At 68.6% G+C, this 24953-nt stretch carries 20 protein-coding genes and 1 pseudogene; 8 read left to right on the plus strand and 13 right to left on the minus strand.

Annotated features, from left to right (window positions below; translation table 11 throughout):
• The first annotated feature begins 16 nt into the window (after positions 1-16).
• Entirely contained in the window at positions 17-1786 is a 1770-nt protein-coding gene (locus tag PV646_RS05160) for an alpha/beta hydrolase (RefSeq protein WP_500340303.1), read from the plus strand.
• Between the two features lie 56 nt (positions 1787-1842).
• Here the strand turns inward: PV646_RS05160 and PV646_RS05165 are convergent, their stop codons facing one another.
• Both PV646_RS05165 and PV646_RS05170 read right to left on the minus strand, forming a co-directional pair.
• Positions 1843-2451, minus strand: a complete 609-nt coding sequence (locus PV646_RS05165) for an SMI1/KNR4 family protein (protein WP_500340304.1) — start codon at positions 2449-2451, stop codon at positions 1843-1845.
• 22 nt (positions 2452-2473) lie between these two features.
• Positions 2474-3169, minus strand: coding sequence for a PP2C family protein-serine/threonine phosphatase (locus PV646_RS05170; RefSeq protein WP_500340305.1), 696 nt, complete (start codon positions 3167-3169; stop codon positions 2474-2476).
• Positions 3170-3222: 53 nt separating this feature from the next.
• On the opposite strand from PV646_RS05170, the gene PV646_RS05175 reads away from it, so the two are divergent.
• Both PV646_RS05175 and PV646_RS05180 read left to right on the plus strand, forming a co-directional pair.
• The gene (locus PV646_RS05175; RefSeq protein WP_500340306.1) at positions 3223-4605 is read left to right on the plus strand and encodes an HsdM family class I SAM-dependent methyltransferase; all 1383 of its coding nucleotides are present in this window, start codon (positions 3223-3225) and stop codon (positions 4603-4605) included.
• A 19-nt stretch (positions 4606-4624) separates the two neighbouring features.
• Positions 4625-5572 (plus strand): serine/threonine-protein kinase, encoded by a 948-nt coding sequence (locus PV646_RS05180; RefSeq protein WP_500340307.1) that lies wholly within the window; start codon positions 4625-4627, stop codon positions 5570-5572.
• Here the strand turns inward: PV646_RS05180 and PV646_RS05185 are convergent.
• Together PV646_RS05185 and PV646_RS05190 are read right to left on the minus strand one after the other, a co-directional pair.
• Positions 5478-6449 (minus strand): annotated as a pseudogene (locus PV646_RS05185) (DNA-3-methyladenine glycosylase family protein); the annotation flags it as partial. The gene PV646_RS05180 and the pseudogene PV646_RS05185 sit on opposite strands and share 95 nt — an antisense overlap.
• Positions 6450-6479: 30 nt before the next feature.
• Positions 6480-7193, minus strand: a complete 714-nt coding sequence (locus PV646_RS05190; protein WP_500340308.1) for a response regulator — start codon at positions 7191-7193, stop codon at positions 6480-6482.
• Between the two features lie 204 nt (positions 7194-7397).
• Here PV646_RS05190 and PV646_RS05195 point away from each other — a divergent pair, with 204 nt between their 5' ends.
• Entirely contained in the window at positions 7398-9806 is a 2409-nt protein-coding gene (locus PV646_RS05195) for an ATP-binding protein (protein WP_500340309.1), read from the plus strand.
• Here PV646_RS05195 and PV646_RS05200 read toward each other — a convergent pair.
• The 4 genes from PV646_RS05200 to PV646_RS05215 are packed head-to-tail and all read right to left on the minus strand — an operon-like array spanning position 9796 to position 12186.
• On the minus strand, positions 9796-10467 hold the full coding sequence (locus PV646_RS05200) for an HAD family hydrolase (protein WP_500340311.1): 672 nt from the start codon (positions 10465-10467) through the stop codon (positions 9796-9798). The two genes, PV646_RS05195 and PV646_RS05200, sit on opposite strands and share 11 nt — an antisense overlap.
• Positions 10464-11120 carry a 3,4-dihydroxy-2-butanone-4-phosphate synthase gene (ribB, locus tag PV646_RS05205; protein ID WP_500340312.1) on the minus strand — a complete coding sequence of 219 codons (657 nt, stop codon included), beginning with the start codon at positions 11118-11120 and terminating at the stop codon, positions 10464-10466. Before ribB ends, PV646_RS05200 begins: the two co-directional genes overlap by 4 nt.
• A gap of 42 nt (positions 11121-11162) precedes the next feature.
• Complete coding sequence (locus PV646_RS05210; RefSeq protein ID WP_500340313.1) at positions 11163-11342, minus strand: DUF397 domain-containing protein; 180 nt, start codon at positions 11340-11342, stop codon at positions 11163-11165.
• Between the two features lie 13 nt (positions 11343-11355).
• Entirely contained in the window at positions 11356-12186 is an 831-nt protein-coding gene (locus PV646_RS05215; RefSeq protein ID WP_500340315.1) for a helix-turn-helix domain-containing protein, read from the minus strand.
• Positions 12187-12473: 287 nt separating this feature from the next.
• Between PV646_RS05215 and PV646_RS05220 the strand changes: the two genes are divergently transcribed.
• Entirely contained in the window at positions 12474-14039 is a 1566-nt protein-coding gene (locus PV646_RS05220) for a glycosyl hydrolase family 18 protein (RefSeq protein ID WP_500342269.1), read from the plus strand.
• 61 nt (positions 14040-14100) lie between these two features.
• Here PV646_RS05220 and PV646_RS05225 read toward each other — a convergent pair whose 3' ends face one another.
• The 5 genes from PV646_RS05225 to recD2 all read right to left on the minus strand — a co-directional run bounded on the left by PV646_RS05225 (position 14101) and on the right by recD2 (position 21177).
• Positions 14101-15165 carry a serine hydrolase domain-containing protein gene (locus tag PV646_RS05225; protein WP_500340316.1) on the minus strand — a complete coding sequence of 355 codons (1065 nt, stop codon included), beginning with the start codon at positions 15163-15165 and terminating at the stop codon, positions 14101-14103.
• A gap of 2 nt (positions 15166-15167) precedes the next feature.
• Positions 15168-16259 carry a serine hydrolase domain-containing protein gene (locus tag PV646_RS05230; protein ID WP_500340317.1) on the minus strand — a complete coding sequence of 364 codons (1092 nt, stop codon included), beginning with the start codon at positions 16257-16259 and terminating at the stop codon, positions 15168-15170.
• Between the two features lie 82 nt (positions 16260-16341).
• On the minus strand, positions 16342-17424 hold the full coding sequence (locus tag PV646_RS05235; RefSeq protein ID WP_500340318.1) for a serine hydrolase domain-containing protein: 1083 nt from the start codon (positions 17422-17424) through the stop codon (positions 16342-16344).
• Positions 17425-17437: 13 nt separating this feature from the next.
• Complete coding sequence (locus tag PV646_RS05240) at positions 17438-18715, minus strand: M14 family zinc carboxypeptidase (protein WP_500340319.1); 1278 nt, start codon at positions 18713-18715, stop codon at positions 17438-17440.
• A gap of 290 nt (positions 18716-19005) precedes the next feature.
• Positions 19006-21177: an SF1B family DNA helicase RecD2 gene (gene recD2, locus PV646_RS05245; RefSeq protein ID WP_500340320.1), complete on the minus strand. Its 2172-nt coding sequence runs from the start codon at positions 21175-21177 to the stop codon at positions 19006-19008.
• Between the two features lie 84 nt (positions 21178-21261).
• Between recD2 and PV646_RS05250 the strand changes: the two genes are divergently transcribed.
• The 3 genes from PV646_RS05250 (at position 21262) to PV646_RS05260 (ending at position 24941) form a co-directional block, all read left to right on the plus strand.
• Positions 21262-21951: a response regulator transcription factor gene (locus PV646_RS05250; protein WP_500340321.1), complete on the plus strand. Its 690-nt coding sequence runs from the start codon at positions 21262-21264 to the stop codon at positions 21949-21951.
• A complete protein-coding gene (locus PV646_RS05255) occupies positions 21948-22946 on the plus strand; it encodes a HAMP domain-containing sensor histidine kinase (RefSeq protein ID WP_500340323.1) in 999 nt (332 codons plus the stop codon). Before PV646_RS05250 ends, PV646_RS05255 begins: the two co-directional genes overlap by 4 nt.
• Before the next feature lie 93 nt (positions 22947-23039).
• Positions 23040-24941 (plus strand): DUF4153 domain-containing protein, encoded by a 1902-nt coding sequence (locus tag PV646_RS05260; RefSeq protein WP_500340324.1) that lies wholly within the window; start codon positions 23040-23042, stop codon positions 24939-24941.
• Positions 24942-24953 lie beyond the last annotated feature (12 nt).

Below are 24953 nucleotides of genomic sequence, written 5' to 3' on the forward strand. Positions count from 1 at the left end.
CAGGAAGGGATCCACAGTGAGGCAGTACTTCAGAGGCGGCATCGCCGCGGTCACAGGGGCGTTGATCGCGACGAGCATCGTGCTCACGCCGGCGGCCGGCGCGGCCGCCAAGCAGGACCCGGACACGGCCAAGCTCTCCGGCGCGCTCGCGACGCAGAAGGTCACCTGGGAGGAGTGCACCTTCCCCGGCGTCGCACCCGAGACCGTCGCCAGGTTCAAGACCGTCAAGGGTCTCGCCTGCGCGACCATCCAGGTCCCGCGCGACTGGCACAACCCGGCCGACGGCAACACGATCGGCATCCGCGTCTCCAAGACCGAGACGGCCTACAAGGGCACCAGCCGCCAGGGCATCGCGCTGGTCAACCCCGGTGGCCCCGGCGGCTCCGGCCTGCCGTGGGGCGCGGCGATGGCCCTGCGCACCCCGGTCCTCGCGGGCCAGTACGACTTCATCGGCTTCGACCCGCGCGGTGTCGGCCTCTCCTCGCCGCTCACCTGCAGCTACACCGTCCCGAACAGCACCGACGTCAACGTGCTGAACAAGGCGAAGGTCGACGGCTGCCTCGAGAACCCGCTGACCAAGTTCATCACCACCGAGCAGACCGCATACGACATGGACTTCATCCGCGTCGTGCTCGGCGAGAAGAAGATGAGCTACATCGGCTACTCCTACGGCACGTGGCTCGGCACCTGGTACGCCGCCACGTTCCCGAGCAAGGCCCACCGCTTCCTGCTCGACTCGGCCGTCGACGCCTCGCAGTCGACCCTCGAGAACACCTGGGACCTGCAGCCGCGCACCCGCGACCGCCAGTTCCAGGAGGCGCTGCTCCCGTACATGGCGCGCAACGACGCCGAGTACGGCCAGGGCACCGACCCGATGGAGATCCGCCGCAACTGGGAGAAGGCCGGCGGCACCCGTGAGTTCCTGGGTCAGCTGTTCGTCGCGTGGTTCGTGATTCCGGCCATGTACGACACCACCCAGTACCCGACCGCCGCCGCCGCGGTGTCCGCCGTGATCGGCACCCCGGCCACCGGCACCGACGCGGAGAAGGTCGAGCAGCTCGTCGCGAAGATGCTGACGACGCCGGGCCTCACCGCCGAGAACAAGGCGTTCATCGCGAAGGCCAAGGACAACGCCCTCGCCGCCATCGCCAAGAAGGAGCGCGTCGCGGTCAAGTCCACGACCGCCGCCGCCGAGGTCGAGACCTGGGACGCGACGTTCGAGGCCATCCGCTGCCAGGACGGTCAGTGGAACCAGAACCTGCACTACTGGAACTACTGGCTCGCCGACCTGACCGTGAACGCGCCGTTCATCGCGCCGTTCATGAGCACGCCGCTGTGCGCCTACTGGCCGACGAAGAACGCCATGCCGAAGCCGGACAAGAAGACGTTCCCGCGTCTGCTGGTCGCGCAGTCCGAGCTCGACGCCGCCACCGCCTACGAGGGTGGCCTCGCCACCGCGAAGGCGCTGCCGAACGCCAAGCTGCTCAGCGTCGACAACGAGGGTTCGCACGGCCTGTTCCCGTACAACACGGACTGCGTCGACGACCCGATCGTCTTCTACTTCCAGACCGGTGCGACCCCGCGCAAGCAGTTCACCGGCTGCCAGGCGCTCCCGCTGCCCGGTGAGGACAAGACGTTCGAGGTCGGCGGCAAGATGACCAACGGCAAGGTGAAGATCAAGATGATCACGCCGGCCGTGAAGGAAGCCAACAAGATCGTGAAGGACCTGCTCTCCGGTTCCTCCACCGCGGCCGCCGACGAGTCGGGCATGCCGGCCAACCTGTAACACCTCTCAGAGCTGCGGCCCCCGGTGCGATGCGCCGGGGGCCGTTTCCATTGCGGCTACAGGTAGTCGCTCCAGAACGGCACGGTGGCACGCGGCGCCCGGTCGCCCGGGAGAGCGGGCGCCGCGAACTCCCGGTTCACGTAGTCGAGCAGATCCGTGCCGTAGCAGATGATGTCCGTTCCCCACATGGACAACACCGGGTGCCCGGACATGTCGCGCCCCGCGGGCACGAACCTGTGGCCGTAGACGGGGAGCAGCCTGGGCACCTCCGCCAGCTCCTGCCGAGCCACCTCCACCGCTGTCTCGAGCGCGTCCGGCCGCTCACCCCAGGCCGGGTTCCAGTGCTCGCCCCGCTCGACTTCTCCCAGCACCATCTTGACCGGCCAGTCGAGCTGCAGGCGGAGTTCCTCCGGGTCGTCGCCACCCCACTCCGGCCACGGCTGCTCCCAGGTGTGGAAGACGCCCGCCTCCGACATGTAGGGCGTGTTCACCGGCAGACCGGCCTGGAGGAACGCGCGGTGGTCGTCGGCGAACTCGAAGCCGTGCTCGGCCTCGATGCGCGCGAGCTCCGCGTCGGTCAGCCCTGGCGCGATGTCACAGCAGTCCAGTTCGGCCAGGCGACGCGCGGCCGCCGCGCCCAGACTGAGGCCCCCACCAGTCGTCATGCCGTGACCGTAGCGGGATTCGTTAGCGCTGCCACCACTTCTTACGCACCACGTCGATGATCACGCACGTGATGTTGTCCGGCCCGCCGTTGCCGTTCGCCAGCGCCACCAACTGCCACGCCGCCTCCGTACCGTCCTCAGTGGACAGCAGGATCTCGTGCACGTCGTCGAGGTCGGTGTAGTCGGTGAGGCCGTCGCTGCAGAGCAGGTACCGGTCCTCCACCTTCGCCTGGTGCCACGTGAGGTCCGGGTCGTGCGAGTTGCCGGACTGCAGGGCGCGCAGGACGTACGCGCGGCGCGGGTGGTCGCGGGCCTCCTCCGGTGTCATGCGGCCGGCGTCGACCAGGGCCTGGACCATGGTGTGGTCGTGGGAGATCTGGCGGAGTTCGCCTTCCCTGAGCACGTACGCGCGGGAGTCGCCGACGTGCGCCAACTGGAAGGCGAGGCCCTCCCAGCGGATGGCGGTCAGGGTCGTGCCGGCGCCCTGGGGGGTTTCGGCGTCGAGTCTGCGGGCGATCTCGGCGACCGCCGGGCCCAGGTCGCCCTCCCAGCCCGCGAGGACGTTCACCGCGAGTGCGCTGGCCACTTCGCCGTGCTCGTGGCCGCCCATGCCGTCCGCCACGGCCTGCAAGTCCGCGCGGACGTAGACCGAGTCCTCGTTGTGCTCGCGAACGAGCCCAGGATCGGTCGCCACGGCGATGCGCAGCTCGTGTGTCATGTCTCCAGTAGAGCAGTTGTGAAGTGAGTTCACAAGCAATACGGTTGTGAACCATGGATGAGACGGTCAACGCCGGGGACATCGCTCGCCTCGCCGATGTGGGGCGAGCGGCGGTGTCGAACTGGCGGCGGCGGTTCGAGGACTTCCCGTCACCGGTCGGCGGGACGGCCTCCAGTCCGTTGTACCTGTTGCGCGACGTCGAGTCATGGTTGAAGAGCAACGGGAAGCCGTTCCGGGTCTCGCCGGCCGAGCGTATGTGGACCCAGCTGCGGACGCACGATGACCTCAGGCTCGGTGAGGCGCTGGCCGGGGTCGAGGCCGACGCGGAGACGTTCGAGTTCCTCCACGAGCGGTACCTGGAGGCCCATTCGCGGCTGCTGAACCCCACTCCGCCTGAGATCGTCGAGGTCGTCCTGGCCACGACGGACGGCGACACGGTGGTCGACCCGGCGTGCGGCACGGGGAGTCTGCTGAAGGCCTCCAAGGCGCGCAACAAGATCGGGCAGGAGCTCGATCCCGTGTCCGCGGTGATCGCGCGGCGCCGGCTGCCGCACGCGCAGATCTTCACCGGCGACTCGTTGCGGCACAACGGGATCCAGGAGAAGGCCGACGCGGTGGTGTGCGATCCGCCGTGGCACGACCGGACGTGGGGGCACGAGGAACTGGTCGGCGACGCCCGCTGGACCTACGGGCTGCCCCCGCGCGGCGAGCCGGAGCTGGCGTGGCTGCAGCACTGCCTGTCGCTGGCCAAACCCGGCGGGCTCATCGCGATCCTCCTGCCGTCTGCGGCGGCGTCGCGCAGGCCCGGCAAACGAATCCGCGGCAACCTCCTCCGCGCCGGGGCGATCCGGGCCGTGATGACCGTGCAACCGGGACGGGACCTGTGGTTGCTGCGGAACCCGATCGGCCGCGCGCCCGAACACATCGCGCTACTCGACACCCCCGGACCGCTCGACCCGAACACGCGCGTCATCGACCTGCTGGACGACGACGTCGACCTCAGCCCGTCGCGGCGCACCGGCACCGACGCGTCCGCCTACCTCGCGGCCCAGCCGACGTTCGCCCTGCCCGCACTGCCTGAGCTGCGCGAACAGGCCGCTCCCCCGATGACCACCATCGGCGAACTGGTCCGCGCGGCGCCCGGCCGGCACGTCGTCACGTCCCCCACCGGCGCGACGTACGAGATCGACCCGCGCAAGGTCGACCCGGACTTCCTCGAGGGTGTGCTGCGCGCCGCGTTCGCCCGGACTCCGACGGGATCGACCCGGCTCGACGTGCGCCGCACCCAGGTCCCGTCGCTGCCGATCGACGGGCAACGGCGCTATGGACAGGTGTTCGCGCAGCTCAAGGCACTCGAAGCCGGTCTGGAAGAAGCAGCCTCGCTCGTTCACCTCGGGTATCACGGACTTCTCAACGGGCAGATCAAGCCGGCATGACGGCAGTTAGGCTTCGCGGGTGCTGATCGCCGACCGCTACGAGATCGACGACCTGCCGCTGGGGCGGGGCGGCATGGGTGCCGTGCACAAGGGCCGGGACCTGCGCCTGGATCGCCGTGTCGCGGTCAAGCTGCTGCGCCTGCCCGGCAGTGACGACGAGGTGGCGCAACGGTTCGCGCGCGAGGCCCGGATCGTCGCCAGGCTGGAGCACCCCGGCGTACCCGTCCTGTACGACTACGGGACGTTCGAGCAGCGCCTCTTCCAGGTCATGCAGTTCGTCGACGGCGTCACGATCGACGAGTTGGTCGGCGAGTTCGGCCCGCTCCCGGAGGCATGGGCCGCGAACATCGCCGCGCAGACGGCGGCGGTCCTGGCGGCGGCGCACGAGGAAGGCATCTGCCACCGGGATCTCAAGCCCACCAATCTGATGCTGTGCCCGGACGGCGCGGTCAAGGTGCTCGACTTCGGCCTGGCGCTGCTCAAGGAGAGCGACGTCGCGCCGTTCAGCCGAGCGGGCCAGATCCTCGGCACGCCGAGCTACATGGCCCCGGAACAGATCCAGCGCGGCACCGCCGAGCCCCGCAGCGACCTGTACGCGCTGGGCTGCGTGCTGCACGAGATGCTGACGGGCGAACAACTCTTCACCGGCCCGACGGCCTACGCGGTGTTCGACAAGCACGTCAAGGAGGCGCCGCGACCCGTCCCGGGCGCGCTCGACCCGTTGGTGCAACGCCTGCTGGCCAAGGACCCGGGCGGACGCCCGGCGACGGCACTGGAGGTTTTCGAGGCCCTGCAAGGACGTGCGCAGGATCCACCGGCGCTGCCCGGTTTCGTGCGGGACGGCTCGACGGCGATGTACTCGAGCGTGCAGGTCAGGCCGGGATTCGGTTCACCTCGTGATCACCGGTCGCCCACAGGTGCTGCACCGCGTACGCCCGCCACGGCCGCCACGCCTCCGCACGCCTGACCAGCGCCGCCGGCGTCGAGGGCAGCCCCAAAGCCTCCGCGGCCAACCGGATTCCGAGATCGGTCGGCAGGAACGCGTCGTCGTCGCCCAAAGAGCGCATCAGGATCGACTCGACGGTCCACGGCCCGAAGCCCGGCAGCGCCCTGAGTCCTTCGCGCGCGACGGCCCGGTCCGCGCCGGGCGACAGGTCCAAACCGGACTCCAGCGCCCCCAGCAACGCGGCCATCGTGCGCCGGCGGGACTCCGGCATCGCCAGCTCACCGACGTCGAACGACAACGGGAACAGGAACAGGTCGCCCACTGGTGTGCCGTGAGCCGCCACGAGGCGTGCGGCGTGCGTGCGCGCGGCCTTCGTCGACACCTGCTGCCCCAGCACAGCGCGAATGGCGAACTCAGCACCGTCGACCGTGCGCGGCACACGTCGTCCGGGAGCGGCCGAAACCAACGGCGCCAAAAGCGGATCCGCGGACAACGCCGCATCCACCACGAATGGATCGGCGTCGAGGTCGAGCAGAAACCGGCAAAGGTCTAGAGCACTGACCAAATCGCTAGGATCGGACAGTTCCAGCGTGCACGCGATGTGATCTGTGAACGGCCGCAAAGACGCGATGCCGAAACCGGAAGGAAGTCGCAAGGTGCGCCGGTAGACACCGTCCCGCCACTCCTCTACGCCGGGCACGGCGGTGGCGATGAGGTGGCCGAACAGGTTGTCGGGACACAAGGGTGCTTGAAAGGGCAACCGTTCCGAGAACGTGCTCAGCCGCATGCCTGCCAGTGTGACGCCATTCCAACCGAGACGCTGGCGGGAAAGCGACATCATTCCGGACGGGGCCAACCGGGTGACCTGCTTCGCGGCGCGAAAATCCGTGGCTAGGCTGACCATCGCGCCGTTGCAACAGATGTCAGTTCAGCATGGAAGGGCGGCGTCGCGTGCGATGAGAGCGGCCTGGACGCGGTTGTCGCACCGGAGTTTCGTCAGCAGTCGGCTGACGTGGGCTTTGATGGCCCCTTCTGAGAGGTACATGAGCCGTGCGATCCGTGCATTCGCCATGCCCTGCGCCAGGTACACCAACACTTCCTGCTCTCGCCGAGTGAGCAGGCTGATGCGGCTGCGCGCGGCGTCACGACGTTCCGAGTCGGCGCCGGTGAAGTGGTCGATCAACGCACGCGTCGCGGACGGCGAGAGGATCGCCTCCCCGGCGGCGACGGCACGCACGGCCTTCACGAGCGCGTCGGGTTCGCCGTTCTTGAAGAGGAATCCGGCGGCGCCGGCCCGCAACGCGGGGAAGAGCATCTCCTCGGTCTGCTGGGTGCACAGCATGATCACCTGCGTGCCGGGCACGTGCCTGCGCACCAGCCGAACTGCCGCGAGCCCTTCCATGCCGGGCATGGACGCGTCCATCAGCAGGACCTGCGGACGCTGGCGCCGCGCGAGTTCGAGCGCTCCGCCGCCGTCCCCCGCCTCGCCGACGACCACGACGTTGCCGGAGCGTTCCAGCAGCCCGCGGACGCCCGTGCGGATCAGGACCTCGTCGTCGGCGATGCCGACCGTGATCGTGCGCGGCTTGTCCACCAGTTGCAGACCTGCGCTCGCCCACGAGGTGCTCGTCGTCAACGTCATGCGCACTCCCTGTCAGACCGGACCAGTCACCAGTTTGTTCCCGAACGAGAGCTACCGGAAGGTAGGCATAACGAGCAGGTTGCGAACCGTCTCGCGCATGCAGTGCCGTAACGGGTTGCACATAACGGCTCACCACCCACCACCTGCGCGAACGCCGCACCGAGACAGGAACGGCCTGCCGTTACGGCTTGAGGAGAAGGACTCATGACAAGCAACGGGCGTTGCGCGCTGTGCGACGGCACGATGCCTCCCGCCACCTCCGAGCAACGCAGGTCCTACTGCTCCAACGCGTGCCGCCAACGGGCCTACCGCCGCCGGGTCACGGTGTCCACGGCAGCCCCCGCCACCAGGCAGAACGTGCGCGTGCTCTCGAACCTGCCCGCCGCGCGCGACACGTTCGTCGGGCGCCAGCAGGAACTGTCCAAGCTCGACCAGCTCCTGCGCCGGCATCGTCTCGTTACGCTCGTCGGCGGTGCGGGTGCGGGCAAGACGAGGCTCGCGCTGGAGGCCGCCGGACGGATGCGGCGCGGCCGGACCGACCGAGTGCTCCTCGTCGCGCTGGGCGAGATCACCGCTTCCCGAGACGTCATGCCAGCCCTCGCTGACGCGCTCGGAGTGACCGCGGTGACCGACGAACCGTTGCGCGACACCGTGGTCGAGACGCTCGTGAACATGAAAGTGGTCGTGGTCCTCGACAACTGCGAGCACCTCCTCGACACGTGCGCCGAACTCACCGACGTGCTCCTCAGCCGCTGCCCCGGCATCCGGGTGCTCGCGACGTCCCGCGAGGCCCTGTGGATCACCGGCGAGGTCAGCTTCCACGTCGAGGGACTGCCCGTCCCCTCAACGGATCGGGACCTGGTGACGACGGCGGCACCACGGTCCGACGCCGTGAAGCTGTTCGTGGACAGGGCTCGCGAGCGCAAGCCCGACTTCCGGCTCACCCTCGACAACACCGCCGCCGTCGCGTTGCTGTGCGCCCGGCTCGAGGGCATGCCGCTCGCCATCGAACTCGCGGCGCGCTGGGTCCAGTTGCTGCCGGTCGCGGACATCTGCGACCGCATGGACGAGCCGCTGGAGCTGTTGACGCTGGGCTGCCGCAAGTCGCCGTCGCGGCAGAGTTCGTTGCGCGAGGCCATCGACTGGAGCTACCAGCTACTGCAGCCCGACGAACAGTTCGCGTTGCGGCGGCTGTCCGTCTTCGACGGCGGCTTCGACCTGACGGCGGCCAACGAGGTCTGCTCGTCGGAACGTTCCGCGGAACCGGTGCTGGACGTGCTGTCGCGGCTGCAGGCGAAGTCGTTGCTGACGGCCATCCCCGGCACGACCCGGTTCCGGCAGCTGGAGACGATCCGGCTGCACGCCAGGGAGAAGCTGCTGGCGGCCGGCGAGCTGGACGTCGCCTACGAGGCGCTGGCCCGCTGGTTCACGGACCTGTCGGACGTGCTGCTCACCGCGCCGCTGTCGATGTCCGCGGACGTGCAGCACAGGCTCGACAACCACGTCGACAGCCTGCTCGGCACCGTCGAGTGGGCGGCGGACCGAGGCGACGAACGCCTGCTGCTGCTCACCTCGGCACTGGCAGACTGCGCCGCTCGACGCGGCCGGTTCGGGCAGGCGCGGGTGATGCTGCGGGACGCGTTGCGCCGGCCGTCCGCCCGCGACGACTACCGCTGCGTGGCCCTGAACCACGCCGCCCGGTTCGCCGCCGAGCAGGGCGACCACGACGAGGCCCTGGAGCTGTCGAGCGAGGCGTCGCGGCTGGTCAGGAGCATCGGACAGCCCGCGCTCGTGATGAGCAGCCGCAGCACGCTGGCGGCCGTGCAGCAGTCGTCCGGCGAGTGGGAGGCGTCGGACGTGAGCAACACCGAGTGCCTGCGCGTCGCGGAGTTGCTGGGCGAACCTCTCGCCCGTGCGACGGCGTTGGTCGATTTGGCACGCACGGAGCTGTCGCTGGGCAAGCACGAACGCGCCGAGAAGAACGTCATGTCCGCGTTGCCCATCTCACGCGCGTCAGGCGTCCCCGCGCGCATCGCGTCCGCACTGAACACACGCGGCGCCGTCGCGTTGGTGCAGGGCGACCTGGACGAGTCCACGCACGCCTTCCAGGAGGCACTGCGCATGGACGGCCTCAACCCGTTGACGGCCCCCGACGCGTTGGAAGGCCTGGCCGTAGTCGCATTGACGCGCGGACAAGCCGAGCGCGCGCTACGGCTGGAAGCGACCGGACGAGCCATGCGCCGGTCTGTCGGTGTGGTGCCGAACCCGTTCTGGGCGGAGAAGGTCGCCGGGGCCATGCGCACCGCACGGCTGGTGCTCTCCGTCGCGCGCGCAGAGGCGGCCTCCACGCCGTTGACCGCGGCGGAGACCGAGGCGTTCATCCAGGACGAGCTGTGGCTCGACCGCACGGAAGCCGCGTTCGACTCTCTCGACGACCACGAACGGCGCGTGATCGCGCTGCTCACGACGGGCCTGACGAACCAGCAGATCGCCAACCGCCTGAACGTCTCCGTGCGCACCGTGGCCTCGCGACTGCTGCGGCTGCGCGACAAGCTGGGCCTGCAGAGCCGCGAGGACATCGCCGCGTGGGGCGCGGAGCGGGCTATCGGCTGAGGGCGTACACGTCGACCCACAGCCGGCAGATCTCCTTGGCGGCCACCCGCGCGTCGGACGCCGTGCACGCCGCCAGCTCGAGCACCTCGGTGTCACGGGCCGTGGTGGCGTTCGGAATCGCGAGCACGGTCATGCCGGCCGCGTGCGCCGAACGGATGCCCGAGGCCGAGTCCTCGATCACGAGGCAGTTCTCGGGCTCGAGCCCGAGCTTGCGCGCGGCGAGCAGGTACGGGTCGGGCGCGGGCTTGCCGTGCGTGACGTCGTCACCGGTCACGATCGCCTCGACGTGCCGCCGCAACCCGGACGCGGACGCCGCGGCGCGCACGTACCGTCGCGGCGACGCCGACACCAGCCCGACCGGCCCGAGCTCCGCCGCCAGGGCAACGAGTTCCGCCGCGCCGGGCATCATCCCGAAGGCGCCGCGCGAGATCGCGTCCACCATGCCGTCCACGCACTCGGACGACGCGCGCTCGGGCGTGAGGCCCTGGCACCGTTCAGCGAGGTAGGCGCTCCACGTCGAGGTGCCCTGCATCGCAGCCCAGTCGGCGGGCGTCCACCGGTAGTCGTGGCGGGCGGCGACGGCACCGATCACCTGGTTCCACGTCCCGGCGCTGTCGACGAGGGTCTCGTCGAGGTCGAAAATGGTCGCCAGAAGCGTCACAGCGCCACCACACCCTCCGGCACGAAGGCCGCGATCTGCTCGATGGACACGAGCTTGAGCGCGTGCTCGTCCGCGAACGCCCTGAGCAGCGGGAACCTCGCGACGCCCCCGTCCTCGTCGCACACCTCGCTGATCACGGCGACCGGAGCCTCCCCCGCGAGCCGCATCAACTCGACCGCGGCCTCGGTGTGCCCGCGCCGTTCGGCGAGACCGCCCGCCCTCGCGCGCAACGGGAACACGTGCCCAGGCCGACGCACGTCCTGAGGCGTGCTCACGGGGTCAGCGAGCACACGGAGCGTGCGTGCGCGGTCAGCGGCGGAGATGCCGGACCCGATGCCGTGCGTGCTGTCGACCGACACCGTGTACGCGGTGCCCTCCGGGTCTTCGTTGTCCTGGACCATCAGCGGCAGCCGCATCCGGTCGGCGACCTCCGCGCTCAGCGGCGCACAGATCAGACCGCTCGTGTGCCGGACGTAGAACGCGAGCGCCTCCGGCGTCGCGTGCCCGGCCGCCATGACCAGGTCGCCCTCGTTCTCACGATCTTCGTCGTCGACCACGATCACGGGCCTGCCGGCGCGCAGGTCTGCCAGCGCGGCGTGGATCGAGTCGAGGCTGGGTGTTCGTTTTGCCTGTTCAGGAACGCTGAAGGTCACTCGGCCATCGTCGGCGCGAGGTGGGTGGGGGTGCGCGGCGGACTAGGTGGTTTGACCCGAACGTGCGAACTTCCCGGCTTTCACGGAGAGCAGGAACGCGGACCACGAAGGCGGCGCGACAGGGAGGTGGGTGGCGGGGGATTTGCTGTCACGCACGCCGACACGACGACCGACCTCGACGCAGTTCTGGGCGTTCGCGCTGTAGCTGCTCTTGCGCCACATGACCGGCGCCTCCTCAGGTCGCTAGCTTGGTGATCCTCTCTCGCGATTGTTCCGCATCCAACGCAATCGCCTTGAGTGATGTCAGCACCTCGCTGTGCGCCTTGACAGCGGCAGCGCTCTCGACGATCAGGGTCGAGTTCTCGGTGTCCAGGAAGACCGTGGGTTCGTACCTGTCGAACGTCATGAGGTCGAAGGCGCCACCGAACCCCGCGTGCGCACCGGCGTCCGTGGGAATGATCCGGACGTCGATGTACGGCCGCACCAGCATCCTCAGCAGGTGGTGCAACTGGTCTCGAAGCACGTCCCAGCCACCAACGGGAAGCACGAGCACCTGCTCGTGGATGTAGAAGGTGCACTCAAGCCGCTGCTTGAAGACTTCCTGCGTCGCCTGGCGAGCGGCCACTCGTTGCTCCACCTCCTCACGAGGGGCGTTCGCGCTCGCGAGGATGACGGCCCGCGTGTAGTCCGGCACCTGGAGCACGCCAGGAAAGAGCAGAGGGCACCAACTGGTGAAGTCCTTGGCCTTCCGCAAGTGCTCGAACCACGTGCGAGGCAGGATCGGCTGGTGGTCACCGTGTTTCTGCCACCAGTCCTTGGTGTCTGTCTCGCGGAACAGTCGCAGCAGGTGGTCGCGCTCCTCTGGAGCGATTCGGCAGAAGCTGAGCAGGATCGCCATGTCGACCTCTGAGCAGCCACCCTTGCCGTTCAAGAGGTCGGACAACTTGCCCGGGTCCCAGTCGATCTTCTCGCAGATCAGGCGCGCGGTCATGCCCGTGGCGGCCAGCGCGGCACGCACCGCGTCACCGAACTCGCGCCCACGCGCCGTGGAGAAACGCTTTGGCATGGAACGAAGTTAGGGCCGACCGTCCTCTTTGTGCAGTCGCTCAACCGAAACTCAACCCGAAGGGCTGTTGTCTCGGAACCCCTCCAATGGTTAACCAACTAGACCAGAACCGGACATCCCGGCCCTACTAAACCGTTTTCGAACTGCTCCATTCGAGTGACGGCAGAGGTCTAGACCTTGACCTTCGAGTGGTCTAAACCACATCGTTCCGGTACCCCCTGCGACTGAGGAGACCGATGTCCAAGTTCCGATGGCATCTAGCTGCTCTCTTCGCGGCAGTCGCCGCGATGGTCCTCGGAATCGTCGTCGTGCCCGCTGCCAGCGGCGCCGGTGGCGTTTCCGCCACGTTCTCCAAGGGTTCGGACTGGGGAACGGGCTTCGAGGGCAAGTACACGATCAAGAACAACAGCGCGGCGGCCCTGTCGTCGTGGACCGTCGAGTTCACGCTTCCCGCCAACCACAAGGTCACCTCGCTTTGGGACGGCTCGTACACCACGAGCGGTCAGACCGTCACGGTCAAGAACACCTGGAACGGCAGCATCGGTGTCGGCGGGTCGGTGAGCTTCGGCTTCAACGGCTCCTACTCCGGCACGTTCGGTGCGCCGACCAACTGCAAGCTCAACGGTGGTTCGTGTGAGGCCGGCGGGACCAACCCGACGACCACCACGACCACGTCGACCACCACGTCGACGACGACCACCACCACGACCACCACGACCGGCCCGCCCCCGCCTCCGGGGAAGATCAACCTGGGCTACTTCGCGGAGTGGGGTGTCTACCCGGCGCGCAACTACCAGGTGAAGAACATCGACACCTCGGGTTCGGCGTCGAAGCTCACGCACATCAACTACTCGTTCGGCAACGTGATCGGTGGCAAGTGCACCATCGGCGAGACCTTCCCCGCCATCGAGAAGTCGATGACGGCGGCGGAGAGCGTCGACGGCGTTGCTGACGTGTGGGACGCGCCGGTGCGCGGCAACTTCAACCAGCTGCTCAAGCTGAAGAAGAAGTACCCGCACATCAAGGTGCTCTACTCGTTCGGTGGCTGGACCTGGTCCGGCGGTTTCGGTGAGGCTTCGCGCAACCTGCCTGCCTTCGTCGACTCCTGCTACAGCCTGCTGAAGGACCCGCGCTGGGCCGGCCTGTTCGATGGCATCGACATCGACTGGGAGTACCCGAACGCGTGTGGTCTGTCCTGCGACACCAGTGGTCCGGCCGCGTTCGCGAACATGGCTCAGGCGCTGCGCAACAAGTTCGGCCAGAACTTCCTCGTCACCGCCGCGATCACGGCTGACGGTTCGGCCGGCGGCAAGATCGACGCCGCCGACTACGGTCCCGCGTCGCAGTACCTCGACTGGTACAACGTCATGACGTACGACTACTTCGGTGGCTGGGCGGCGCAGGGCCCGACGGCTCCGCACTCCCCGCTGACGTCGTACACCGGCATCCCGACCGCCGGCTTCAACTCCGAGGCCGCGATCTCGAAGCTGCGCTCCAAGGGCGTTCCCGCCAGCAAGCTCCTGCTCGGCATCGGCTTCTACGGCCGCGGCTGGCAGGGTGTGACGCAGGCTGCCCCCGGTGGCACGGCGACCGGACCGGCTCCGGGCACGTTCGAGGCCGGTATCGAGGACTACAAGGTCCTGAAGACGAAGTGTCCCGCCACCGGCACGATCGCCGGCACCGCCTACGCGTTCTGCAACGGCCAGTGGTGGAGCTACGACACTCCGCAGACGATCACCAGCAAGATCCAGTGGGCACGCAGCCAGGGTCTCGGCGGCGCGTTCTTCTGGGAGCTCACGGGTGACACCGCGAACGGTGAGTTGATCACAGCGATGAAGAACGCCCTCGGGTAGTCCTTCTACAACGCCGGGAGGGGAGCTGGGTCAACCCAGCTCCCCTTTTGTTTTGCCCGGATCAGCAGAAGACCACGTCCAGCAGCTTGCGATACCCCTCGCCCGGCCCGATGCCGCTGCCGTCCTCGGTGGCCGACAGCTCGAACCGCGTGCCGGTGGGCGTGCCGAGCATCAACGACGCGTAGCCGTGGATCGAGCTGTCGTGGCCGTAGACCGTGGTGCCGCAGGGGAGTTTCGCCACCGCGACGCCCAGGCCGTAGCCCGGACTCACCTCCGTCGTGCGCAGCAGTTCCTCCTGCTGAACCGGCTTCAGCAGCTTCCCGGCGAGCAGCGCCGCCAGGAACGTGTCCAGGTCGCGGGTCGTCGAGATCATCTCCCCCGCCGCTCCTCCCCACGACGGGTTGAGGCGCGTGACGTCGACCGGCTTTCCGTCCGCGCCGGGGTAGTAGCCGTGGGCGTGCCGACCGGGAACGTCCACAGTGGTGCGTGGCAGCATGGTGTCCCTGAGCTGCAACGGCTTCAGGATCCGTCGTTCGACCGCCTCCTGGTACGGCCTGCCGGTGAGCTTCTCGATCAGCAGCCCCAGCACGACGTAACCGGTGTTGGAGTAGCTCTGCGCCGTGCCCGGGGTGAAGCCGAGCGGGCGGCTCGTGGAGATCGAGACCAGTTCCTGCTGGGTCCACGACCGGAAGCGGATCGAGGGAAACCCGGCGGGGTCCAGCGGGAGTGCTTGCGCGTAGTCGTAGAGGCCGCTCGTGTGTTGCAGCAGCTGACGAACGGTGATGCGCACGTCCACCAGGCCCGGCAGGTACCGGACGACCGGGGCGTCCAGGTCGAGCCTGCCTTCGCCGGCCAGCTGCAGCACGACGGTCGACACGAACGGCTTGGTCACGCTGCCGATGCGGAAGGTTCCGCCGTGCGGCACGGGCTTGCGAGTGCCGAGCTCGGCGACGCCGGAACGGACCGTGTCACGGCCGTTGATCCGCGCCTGGATGCCGACGGCGCCGCCGGACCTCGTCAGCTCGTCGATGATCTCCTGCACACCACCCCGCCCGTCCGGTGCCGCGGAGGCGACACCGGACGTGGCGATCAGGGCGGCGGCGGTGAGGGTCGCCACCAGTCTCATGATCAGCAGAAGACCTCGGTGAGGATCTTGTTGAAGGCGTCACCGGGGTCACCGTCGGTGGGTCCGCTGGTGGCGTTCATCTCGAAGCGCTTCTTGCTGTCCGGCGTGCTCAGCAGCTGTGAGGAGTAGCCGGGGATGCCACCTCCGTGGCCCCACACCTTCGTGCCGCACGGCAGGGTCTCGACCTGCAGGCCGAGTCCGTACTGCGGGCTGACGGCCGTGGTCTTGCTGATCTCCTGCTGCTGCGCGGGCTTGAGCAGCTTGCCGCCCGACAACGCGGTGATGAACGTGTCGAGGTCACGCGTCGTGGAGATCATCTCGCCGGCGGCCCAGGCGACCGACGGGTTCATGCGGGTGATCTCGGACGGCTTGCCCGCCACGGTCCAGTAGGCGCGGGCGTGCGGGCCGCTGATGGCGGCCTTGTTGCCGGGCACCTCGGTGTCGTTGAGGCGCAACGGCTTCAGGATCCGCTGCTCGACGGCCTTCTCGTACGGCTTGCCGGTGAGCTTCTCGATCAGCAGACCGGCGACGACGTAGTTGGTGTTGGAGTAGTTCCACTGGGTGCCGGGCTCGAAGTCGAGCGGCTTGGACGTGGAGAGCGCGAGGAGTTCCTGCGGCGACCAGTTCTTGTAGCGGATCTTCTCGAACTCGTCCGGGTTGAGCGGCAACGTGTTGGTGTAGTTGAAGAGTCCGCTCGTGTGCTGCAGGACCTGGCGGACGGTGATGCGGCTGTCGATCAGCCCCGGCAGGTACCGGACGACCGGCGCGTCCAGGTCGACCTTCCCCTCACCCGCGAGCTGCAGCAGCACCGTCGACACGAACGTCTTGGTGATGCTGCCGACGCGGAACCTGCCGTTCTCCGGCACGGGCCTGGTGGTGTTCAGTTCGGCCGTGCCGGAACCGGCGGTGAAGCGCTGCCGTCCGTCCGTGATCCTGGCCTGCACGCCCAGGGCCGCCCCGCTCTGCGTGACCTGGTCGAGCGCCTGCTGGATGACCTTGCGGTCGACCGACGACGTGTCCGCCGACGCGACCCCCACGGTGGTCAGCGCCAGCAGGCTCGTCGCGGTGACTGTGGCTACCAATCGAATCCCCATGCCCCACAGCTAATCGAGGCTGGGCATCACCGCGCATCCACCTTCAGTCGTACGTAGTCCCTAGGGGTTTTGCTGAGAGTCGTCAGCAGAAGATCTCGTTGATCAGCTTGGTGTACGCGTTCGTCGGGTCGCCGGTACCGACGCCGGAGCTGATCGAGAGCTCCACGCGGCGCTGGAGGTCCGGGGACGAGTAGGCATAACTCGCGAAGCCGGGAACACCGCCGGGGTGCCCGATGATCGTGGTGCCGCACGGGGCCTTCTCCACGAAGACGCCGAGACCGTAGTCGGTGCTCACCGCGGTCGTCCTGGTCAGTTCGGCCTGCTGGGCGGGCTTGAGCAGCTTGCCTCCGAGCAACGCGGCGTAGAAGGCGTTGAGGTCGCGGGTGGTCGTGATGACGTCACCGGCGGCCCAGAACACGGACGGGTTCCAGCGCGTGGTGTCGACCGGCTTCCCGTTCACGATGCCGTAGGAGTGGGCGTGCGGTCCGCGGATCTCCACGTCGTCGCCCGGGAAGGTGGTGTCGTCGAGGCGCAACGGCTTCAGCACCCGCTGGGCGACGGCCTTCTCGTAGGGCCTGCCGGTGATCTTCTCGATCACCAGGCCGAGGACGACGTAGTTGGTGTTGGAGTAGTTCCACTTCGTGCCCGGCTCGAAGTCGAGCGGCTTCGCGGTGGCGATGGCGACGAGCTCCTCCGGCTGCCACCGCCGGAACCTGATGGGCTCGAAGCCCTGCGGGTCGAACGCGAGCGAGTCCGTGTAGTTGTAGAGGCCGCCGGTCATCTGGAGCAGGTGACGGACGGTGATCCGGCTGTCGACCAGGCCAGGCAGGTAGCGGACGACCGGTGCGTCGAGGTCGACCTTCCCCTCGCCCGCGAGCTGCAGCACGACGGTCGACGTGAAGGACTTGGTGATGCTGCCGGCGCGGAACCGGCCGTGGAGCGGGACCGGACGCGGACTGTTCATCTCGGCGGTGCCGGACCGCGCGGTGAAGCGGGTCCGGCCGTCCGTGACGTGCGCCTGAGTGCCCTGGGCGACTCCCGTGGCGGCGAGTTCGTCCAGCCCTTCCTGAACGATCCGGCGGTCGACCTGCGTGTCGTCGGCGACCGCTGTTCCAGTGAAGAGCAGGCTGAATGCGGCTGTGGTGGCCAGTAGACGTGTCCCCATGCCCCCACAACGCTCAATAGGGGCGTTTTGCTGCCTTCATGGCCGAAACCAGCATGGGACGCACTTTCGGCCAATGTGCTTCCCGCTGGCACGAGAACGGCGGCAGGAAGCCACCGCACCTGCCCGAGTTCGTGCCGATCTCCCAGACGAAACTCGGCACGCCCAGGTCGTCGTACACCCAGTCGTCGGTGGCGCCGGAGGCGTTGTAGAGCACCTCGCCGGGCTGGCCGGCCGTGAACCCGGACAGCGCGGCCATGTCGTTCGCCATCTTGCGCAGCGCCGCGTCGTTGCCGGACTTCTGCGTGCTCCAGCCCCACGGGAAGAGCACGTAGTCGCCGTAGCTGTGCATGGAGATCACGGCACCGGTCGTGTCGGCGGAGGCCGCCGCGGTGTCGCCGGGCGCGCGCGTGTCGCGGTAGAGCTTGCGCCACAACGACTCCAGCGCCTGGACCTCCACCTCGGAGTCGGCGCGCGGTCCCCGGTACGTCTCGCTGCACTTGCTCGTGGACGAGCCGACCTCACCCCAGTGCGAGCCCGCGTTGCGGTTGAGGTCGACGCCGCGCGAGCCGGAGGTGCAGGTGCCGTTGGCGTTCTTGCGCTGCAGCACGGGCGAGTCGCCGCCGGACTCGACGATCTCGACGCCGTCCGGGTTGGCGATCGGGACGACCCAGACCTCCAGGTCGGCGAGCATCGTGGTGAGGTCCGAGCCGACCAGGTCGTCGATGAACCTCCACGCCATGTCGCCGGTGGTGATCTCGCGGGCGTGCAGCTGGCCCATCACGAACAGGCGGGGCTTCGGCGCGGTCGGCGTCAAAGCGCAGTCTCCGGGGCCTTTCCGCGTGATGCAGACGGCTTTCAGGTCGTAGCCGCCGTTGCCCTGGGTCTTGCGCCAGGAATCGCCGTAGTCGACGACGGTCGCGAGATCGGGGTGTTCGCGGGCGACCTCGTCGAGGTGGGCGAGGTGCGAGGTGATGGTCCGGTAGCCGCCGTAGTAGGTCGCGTCGCCGAGCGAACGCGGTGCCCACGGGGACGGAGGCATCGTCTTCTCGACGGTGGACGGGTACCCGTCGGTGCGGAGCTCCCGCGAGGTCTTCTGGTCGCCGACGACGAACAGGTCGTCGCCGTCGCGCTGTTCCAGCACGTCGTAGCCGAGAGCCAGCAACCGTTGCGCGGACTCACCCTTCGGGGCGGGCACGCGCAGCACGTACGTCGCTTGTGGACCTTCCGCTGGGGCCGGAGCGGGACTGGACAGGAGGGCGAGGGAGGCGAGCAGGGCGACGGCGGTCCGCATGATCGACGATGATGGGCCGTTCGGCCGATCATCGCCACTCCGTTCGACCGACCGGATGATTACCGTCCGGTTCTTGGGACGCCAATGGTGGCGACTTGGCGCGGTGTGACGAAAATCAATATCATTCCGCCTGGCATCACAGCGGTCGTCGTGCGGAAGCGGGAGTGCAAGCCATGGACCACCTTTACAACGACGGTGTCGCCGAGATGTCCTTCCCGTGGCGCGGCTCCCTGACAGACGACGACGAGGGCCTGGAGCCCGTCATCGTCCGCAGCGTGGACTGACGAAAATCAGAACGTCTGTGCTGTTCTGAGGCGGTGGGCCAGCGCTGTGTGGCGACGGCCCGCCCCGACCGTGCGCACGGCCTGGCCGATGGCGCGTTTGCTGCCCACGAGCACCACGAGCTTCTTCGCGCGGGTGACGGCGGTGTAGAGCAGGTTCCGTTGCAGCATCATCCACGCGCTGGTCGTGATCGGGATGACCACGCACGGGTACTCGCTGCCCTGTGAGCGGTGGATGGTCATGGCGTAGGCGTGGCTGAGTTCGTCGAGCTCGGAGAACTCGTAGTCGACTTCCTCGTCCTCGTCGGTGCGGATGGTCAGCTTCTGCTCGACGGTGTCCAGCGCGATGACGACGCCGAGGGTGCCGTTGAAGACGCCGTTCTTGCCCTTGTCGTAGTTGTTGCGGATCTGGGTGACCTTGTCGCCGAGCTTGAACACCCTGCCGCCGAAGCGCTTCTCGGGCAGGTTGTCCCTGGACGGCGTCAACGCCTCCTGCAGCACGGTGTTGAGCGCGCCGGCACCGGCCGGGCCGCGGTGCATCGGGGCGAGGACCTGGATGTCCTTGCGCGGGTCGAGGCGGAACTTGCGCGGGATGCGGTTCGCGACGACGTCGACGGTCAGCGTGGCCGCGTCCTCGGCCTCGTCGGCGCTGAAGAGGAAGAAGTCCGGCATTCCCTGGACGATCGGGTAGTCGCCGCTGTTGATGCGGTGGGCGTTCGTGACGACGCCGGACTCCTGGGCCTGGCGGAAGATGTGCGTGAGGCGGACGTTCGGGATCGGGCTGCCCTGCGCCAGCACGTCCCGGAGCACCTCGCCCGCGCCGACGGACGGCAGCTGGTCGACGTCACCGACGAGCAGCAGGTGGGCACCGGGCGGAACGGCCTTCACGAGTTTGTTGGCCAGCAACAGGTCCAGCATCGAGGCCTCGTCGACGACCACGAGGTCCGCGTCGAGCGGGTGGTCGCGGTCGTACGCCGCGTCGCCGCCGGGCTTGAGCTCGAGCAGGCGGTGGACGGTGCGGGCCTCGTGGCCGGTCAGTTCGGTGAGGCGCTTCGCGGCACGTCCGGTGGGGGCGGCCAGCACGATCTTGGCGCCTTTCGCCCGGGCCAGGCGCACGATCGAGCGGACCGTGAAGCTCTTGCCGCAGCCGGGACCGCCGGTCAGGACGGCGACCTTCTCGGTGAGCGCGAGCTTCACCGCCGCCGCCTGGTGCTCCTCCAGGTCGGTGCCGAGCCAGGCGAGGGCCTTGTCCCAGTCGACGGTCGCGAAGCTCGGCATGCGGTCGGCGTCGGCGTGCAGCAGGCGTTTGAGCTGCGAGGCCATCGAGATCTCGGCGCGGTGGAACGGCACCAGGTAGACGGCGATCTCGTCGTCGGGGAGTTCCTCGCGGACCACGCCCTCTTCCTCGACCAGTTCCGCGAGGCAGTCGATGACGAGGCCCGTGTCGACCTGGAGGATCTTGATGGCGTCCGCGATGAGGGCCTGTTCCGGCAGGTAGCAGTTGCCGTCGGTGGTGGCCTCGGAGAGCGTGAACTGCAGGCCCGCCTTCACGCGCTGCGGGCTGTCGTGCGGGATGCCGACGGCCTTCGCGATCACGTCGGCGGTCTTGAAGCCGATCCCCCACACGTCACTGGCCAGGCGGTACGGCTCGTCCCGGACGACGTCGATGGACTTGTCCCCGTACTGCTTGTAGACGCGGACGGCGAGGCTCGTGGAGACGCCGACGCCCTGCAGGAAGACCATGACCTCCTTGATGGCCTTCTGCTCCTCCCAGGCGTCCGCGATGAGCTTGGTGCGCTTGGGGCCGAGCTTCGGGACCTCGATCAGGCGTTCCGGGGACTTCTCGATGACGTCGAGGGCGTCCACGCCGAAGTGGGTGACGATCTTGTCCGCGAGCACCGGGCCGATGCCCTTGATCAGGCCGGAGCCGAGGTAGCGGCGGATGCCCTGGATCGTCGCGGGCAGGATCGTCGTGTAGTCGTCGACGAGGAACTGCTTGCCGTACTGCGGGTGCGAGCCCCAGGTGCCGCGCATGCGGATCGACTCACCCGGCTGCGCGCCGAGCAACGCGCCGACCACCGTGACCAGGTCTCCTCGGCCCGTGTCGACCTTGGCGACGGTGTAGCCGTTGTCCTCGTTGGCGTACGTGATCCTCTCCAGGACCGCTTCGAGGACGTTCATGGCACGAACCTACCTCGCAGGTCTGCACACGATCTTCACAACTTGTCCCGGCGTCCTCCACGACATACCCATAAAGTCGCCGCCATGACAGGTCAGCGCAGGGTGCTCGTCGTGGAGGACGACATCACGATCGCCGAGTCCGTGGCCGCGCGGCTGCGGGCGGAGGGCTTCGAGGTGGCGGTGGCCCACGACGGGCCGTCCGGGGTGGCGCTCGCGGCCTCGTTCCTCCCTGACCTGGTGGTTCTGGACGTGATGCTGCCGGGGTTCGACGGGCTCGAGGTGTGCCGGCGGATCCAGGCGTCGCGGTCGGTGCCGGTGCTGATGCTGACCGCGCGGGGGGACGAGACCGATCTGCTGGTCGGGCTCGCCGTGGGGGCGGACGACTACCTGACCAAGCCGTTCTCGATGCGCGAACTGGCGGCACGGGTGCACGTGCTGCTGCGGCGGGTGTCGCGCGCGGTGGCGTCGCATTCGATGGAACTCGGCGACCTGCTGATCGACCTGGCCTCGCGCCGGGTGTCGAGGGCGGGCGTCGAGGCCCACCTGACTCCGACCGAGTACGACCTGCTGGTGTTCCTGGCCGAGCGGCCGTCCGCGGTGCAAGCGCGCGAACGGCTGCTGGCGGAGGCGTGCGGGTGGCACGAGGGGGCGTCGTCGCGGACGGTCGACAGCCACGTGAAGGCGTTGCGGCGCAAGCTCGGGGCCGACCTGATCCGGACCGTGCACGGGGTGGGGTACGCGCTGGAGGTACCCGCGCGGAAGGTGTCACCGTGAAGCGCCTGCTGGACCTGCTCGACCTGTTGCCGCGTCCGCTGGACTCGGTGCGGTCGATCAAGCTCAAGCTCGGCATCGTGATCGTGGTGTCCGGGTGTGTGTCATTCGCGTACTTCCGTTACGTGACCGGGTGGTTGCCGCCGCGGACGACGTTGATCGCGTTGGTGCTGGGTCTGTTGACCTCGCAGTTGCTCGCGCACGGCATGACCTCGCCACTGCGGGAGATGACCTCCGCCGCCCGGTCGATGGCGTCCGGGGACTACTCGCGGTCGGTCCGGGCGACGTCCTCGGACGAGGTCGGGCAGCTCGCCGAGGCGTTCACGGTGATGGCCGCCGACCTGGCCGCCGCCGACCAGCAACGACGCGAGCTGATCGCGAACGTGTCGCACGAGCTGCGAACACCGATCTCGGCGTTGCAGGCCGTGCTGGAGAACGTGGTCGACGGCGTGGCCGTGGCCGACGCGGCGACCATGAAGACCGCGCTCGCCCAGACCGAACGGCTGGGACGCCTGGTCACCGAACTGCTCGACCTGTCGAAGATCGACGCCGGGGTGCTGTCGCTGAACCGGGAGACGTTGCCGGTGTCCTCCCTGGTGGCCGACGTGGTGGCGGAGGCCGCGGTGTCGGCGCCCACCGCCTCGTTCTCGATCGACGTCGCCGGAGATCTGACTGTTTTCGCTGATGGGGAGCGTTTGCACCAGGTGTTGGTGAACCTGGTGGACAACGCTGCCCGGCACGGACCCACCGGGGGGTTGGTGTCCGTGTCCGGGTTCGCGTCGGCAACCGCTGTGGTGCTGGAGGTCCGCGACGAGGGGCCCGGCATCGCGGTCGAGGACCGGTCGCGGATCTTCGAGAGGTTCACCCGAGGGGAGAGAGCGGGTGGTGGCGGGACCGGGCTCGGGCTCGCCATCGCCCGCTGGGTGGTGGACCTGCACGGCGGCACGATCGGCGTGGTGGACCCCGGGTCTTGCATCCGGGTGACTTTGCCTCGCTGAACTGGGCATCTGCCCGCTTTCGACTGACTCTTGTCCGCACCGCTTCGCCGGTGTGGCGGTGAAGCACGCCCTTTTCGGGCTTGGGAGAGAGACATGACTGACGACAAGGCCGCTGGGCGGCCGAAGTACCGGAACCTGCGGAAGACCGGGTATCGGCCGGTGGCCGGGAAGCCGGAGGGCGCCGAGGGTGCGCCGGAGCCCGAGAAGGACGCCGAGGCAGGCTCGCGCAGGGGTACCCCCGAGCTGGGAACCCCTGCGACTCAACCTACTCAGGAGGTCCGACAAGATCAGCCGGCGAGCGAGAAGCCCGAGGCCGCAGGCGAGCCCAAGCCCGAGAAGTCCGCAAGCGAGCCCAAGCCCGTAAAGGCTGCGGACACGCCCAAGCCCGCAGGCGGGCCCAAGCCGGTGAAGGAGCCCGAACCCGCCACAGCTCCCCGGCCCGCTCCCCCTGCCCAGCCCGCCGAGGTGGTCGCCGCCACCCTCCCCCCGGCCTCCCCGTGGCAGGCGCCGCCCCGCTACCCCACCCCCGCAGGCGCCATGACCGCCCCCGGCGTCCCCTTCATGCCCTGGTGGCGCCCACCCACGACCGGCGCCCCCGGCAAGGCCATGGTCGCGGGCCTGGTCGCGGGCCTCGGCGGTGCGTTCCTGGCCGTCCCGAACAACGGCATCGGCTGGTTCCTCGCTGGGCTCGTGGGCGTCGGCGGCGTGCTGTTCTACGCGGGCAAGCCGACCGTCGAGCGCGCGCTGTGGCTGGCCGGTGCGCTGGCCTTCCTCGCGATGGGGTTCCTGCGGGCTGCGGAGTGGGTGTTCCCGCTGTCGCTGATGGCGTCGATGCTGTGCGGCTCGATCGCCATGGCCGGCGGCAAGACCGTGCGCGGGCTCGTGTTCGGGGCGCTGGGTGTCGGGCTGGGTGCGCTGCGGTCCATCCCGTGGGTGGCCAAGGGGTTCCGGCGGCGCGGGCCGATCGGGATCCGGCCGTTCGTCTCCGTCGGCGTGGCACTGGTGTTGTTGCTGGTCTTCGGGTCGTTGCTGGCCGGGGCGGACAAGGGCTTCAACGACTTCCTCGAAGGCCTGATCCCGGACCTCGACATCGACGACTACGTGCAGCAGACGTTCTTCGGGGTCGTCGCGGCGCTCGGGGCGTTGGGGGCCTGCTACCTGGTGGCGGCGCCGCCGGAGATCTCCGAGGACGCCGAGGACGCCGAGGTGAAGCCGGGGTCGTTGCGGCTCAAGGACTACGGGTTGCCGGTCGGTGCGCTCGTGGTGCTGTTCACCGGGTTCGTGGGGACGCAGCTCGCGGTGCTGTTCGGTGGTGAGGCCTACGTGATGAAGACGGCGGGCGTCACGTTCGCCGAGTACGCGCGGTCCGGGTTCTGGCAGCTGCTGTGGGTCACCATCCTCACGCTCGGCGTGATCGCCGGCGTCGCGCGGTTCGCCGTGAAGAAGACGCAGCGGGATCAGTTGTGGCTGCGGGTTTTGCTGGGTTCACTGGCTGTTCTCACACTTGTCATCGTCGCGAGTGCCTTGAGTCGCATGTGGTTCTACCAGCAGGCGTACGGGTGGACGGTGCTGCGGCTGCTCGTCGCGTCGTGCGAGGTGTGGCTGGCGGTGGTGTACCTGATGGTCATCGCGAGCGGGATCTCGTTGCGCGCCAACTGGTTGCCGAAGGCGATCGTCGCCACCGGTGCCGCGTTCTTCCTCGCCGTGGTCGCGTTGAACCCCGAACGGGTGGTCGCCGACTACAACGTGTCGCGGTTCGAGGCGACGCAGAAGATCGACACGTACTACCTGTCGCAGCTGTCCGAGGACGCGGTGCCCGCGTTGGTCAGGTTGCCGCAACACGAACGCTCGTGTGCCTTGCGGTGGATCAAAAATCGCACTCCCGAGGCCGACTGGCGGGAGTGGAACCTGGCGCGCCACAACGCGAGGAAGTCACTCGAAAGTGTTGCGGTGACTGAAGTCACCTGTGAAGGTGCATACTCGTCCGAGAGGTAGTCCGTTACGTGG

Source organism: Streptomyces sp. ID05-26A (assembly GCF_033794685.1).
Classification (GTDB): Bacteria; Actinomycetota; Actinomycetes; order Mycobacteriales; family Pseudonocardiaceae; genus Lentzea.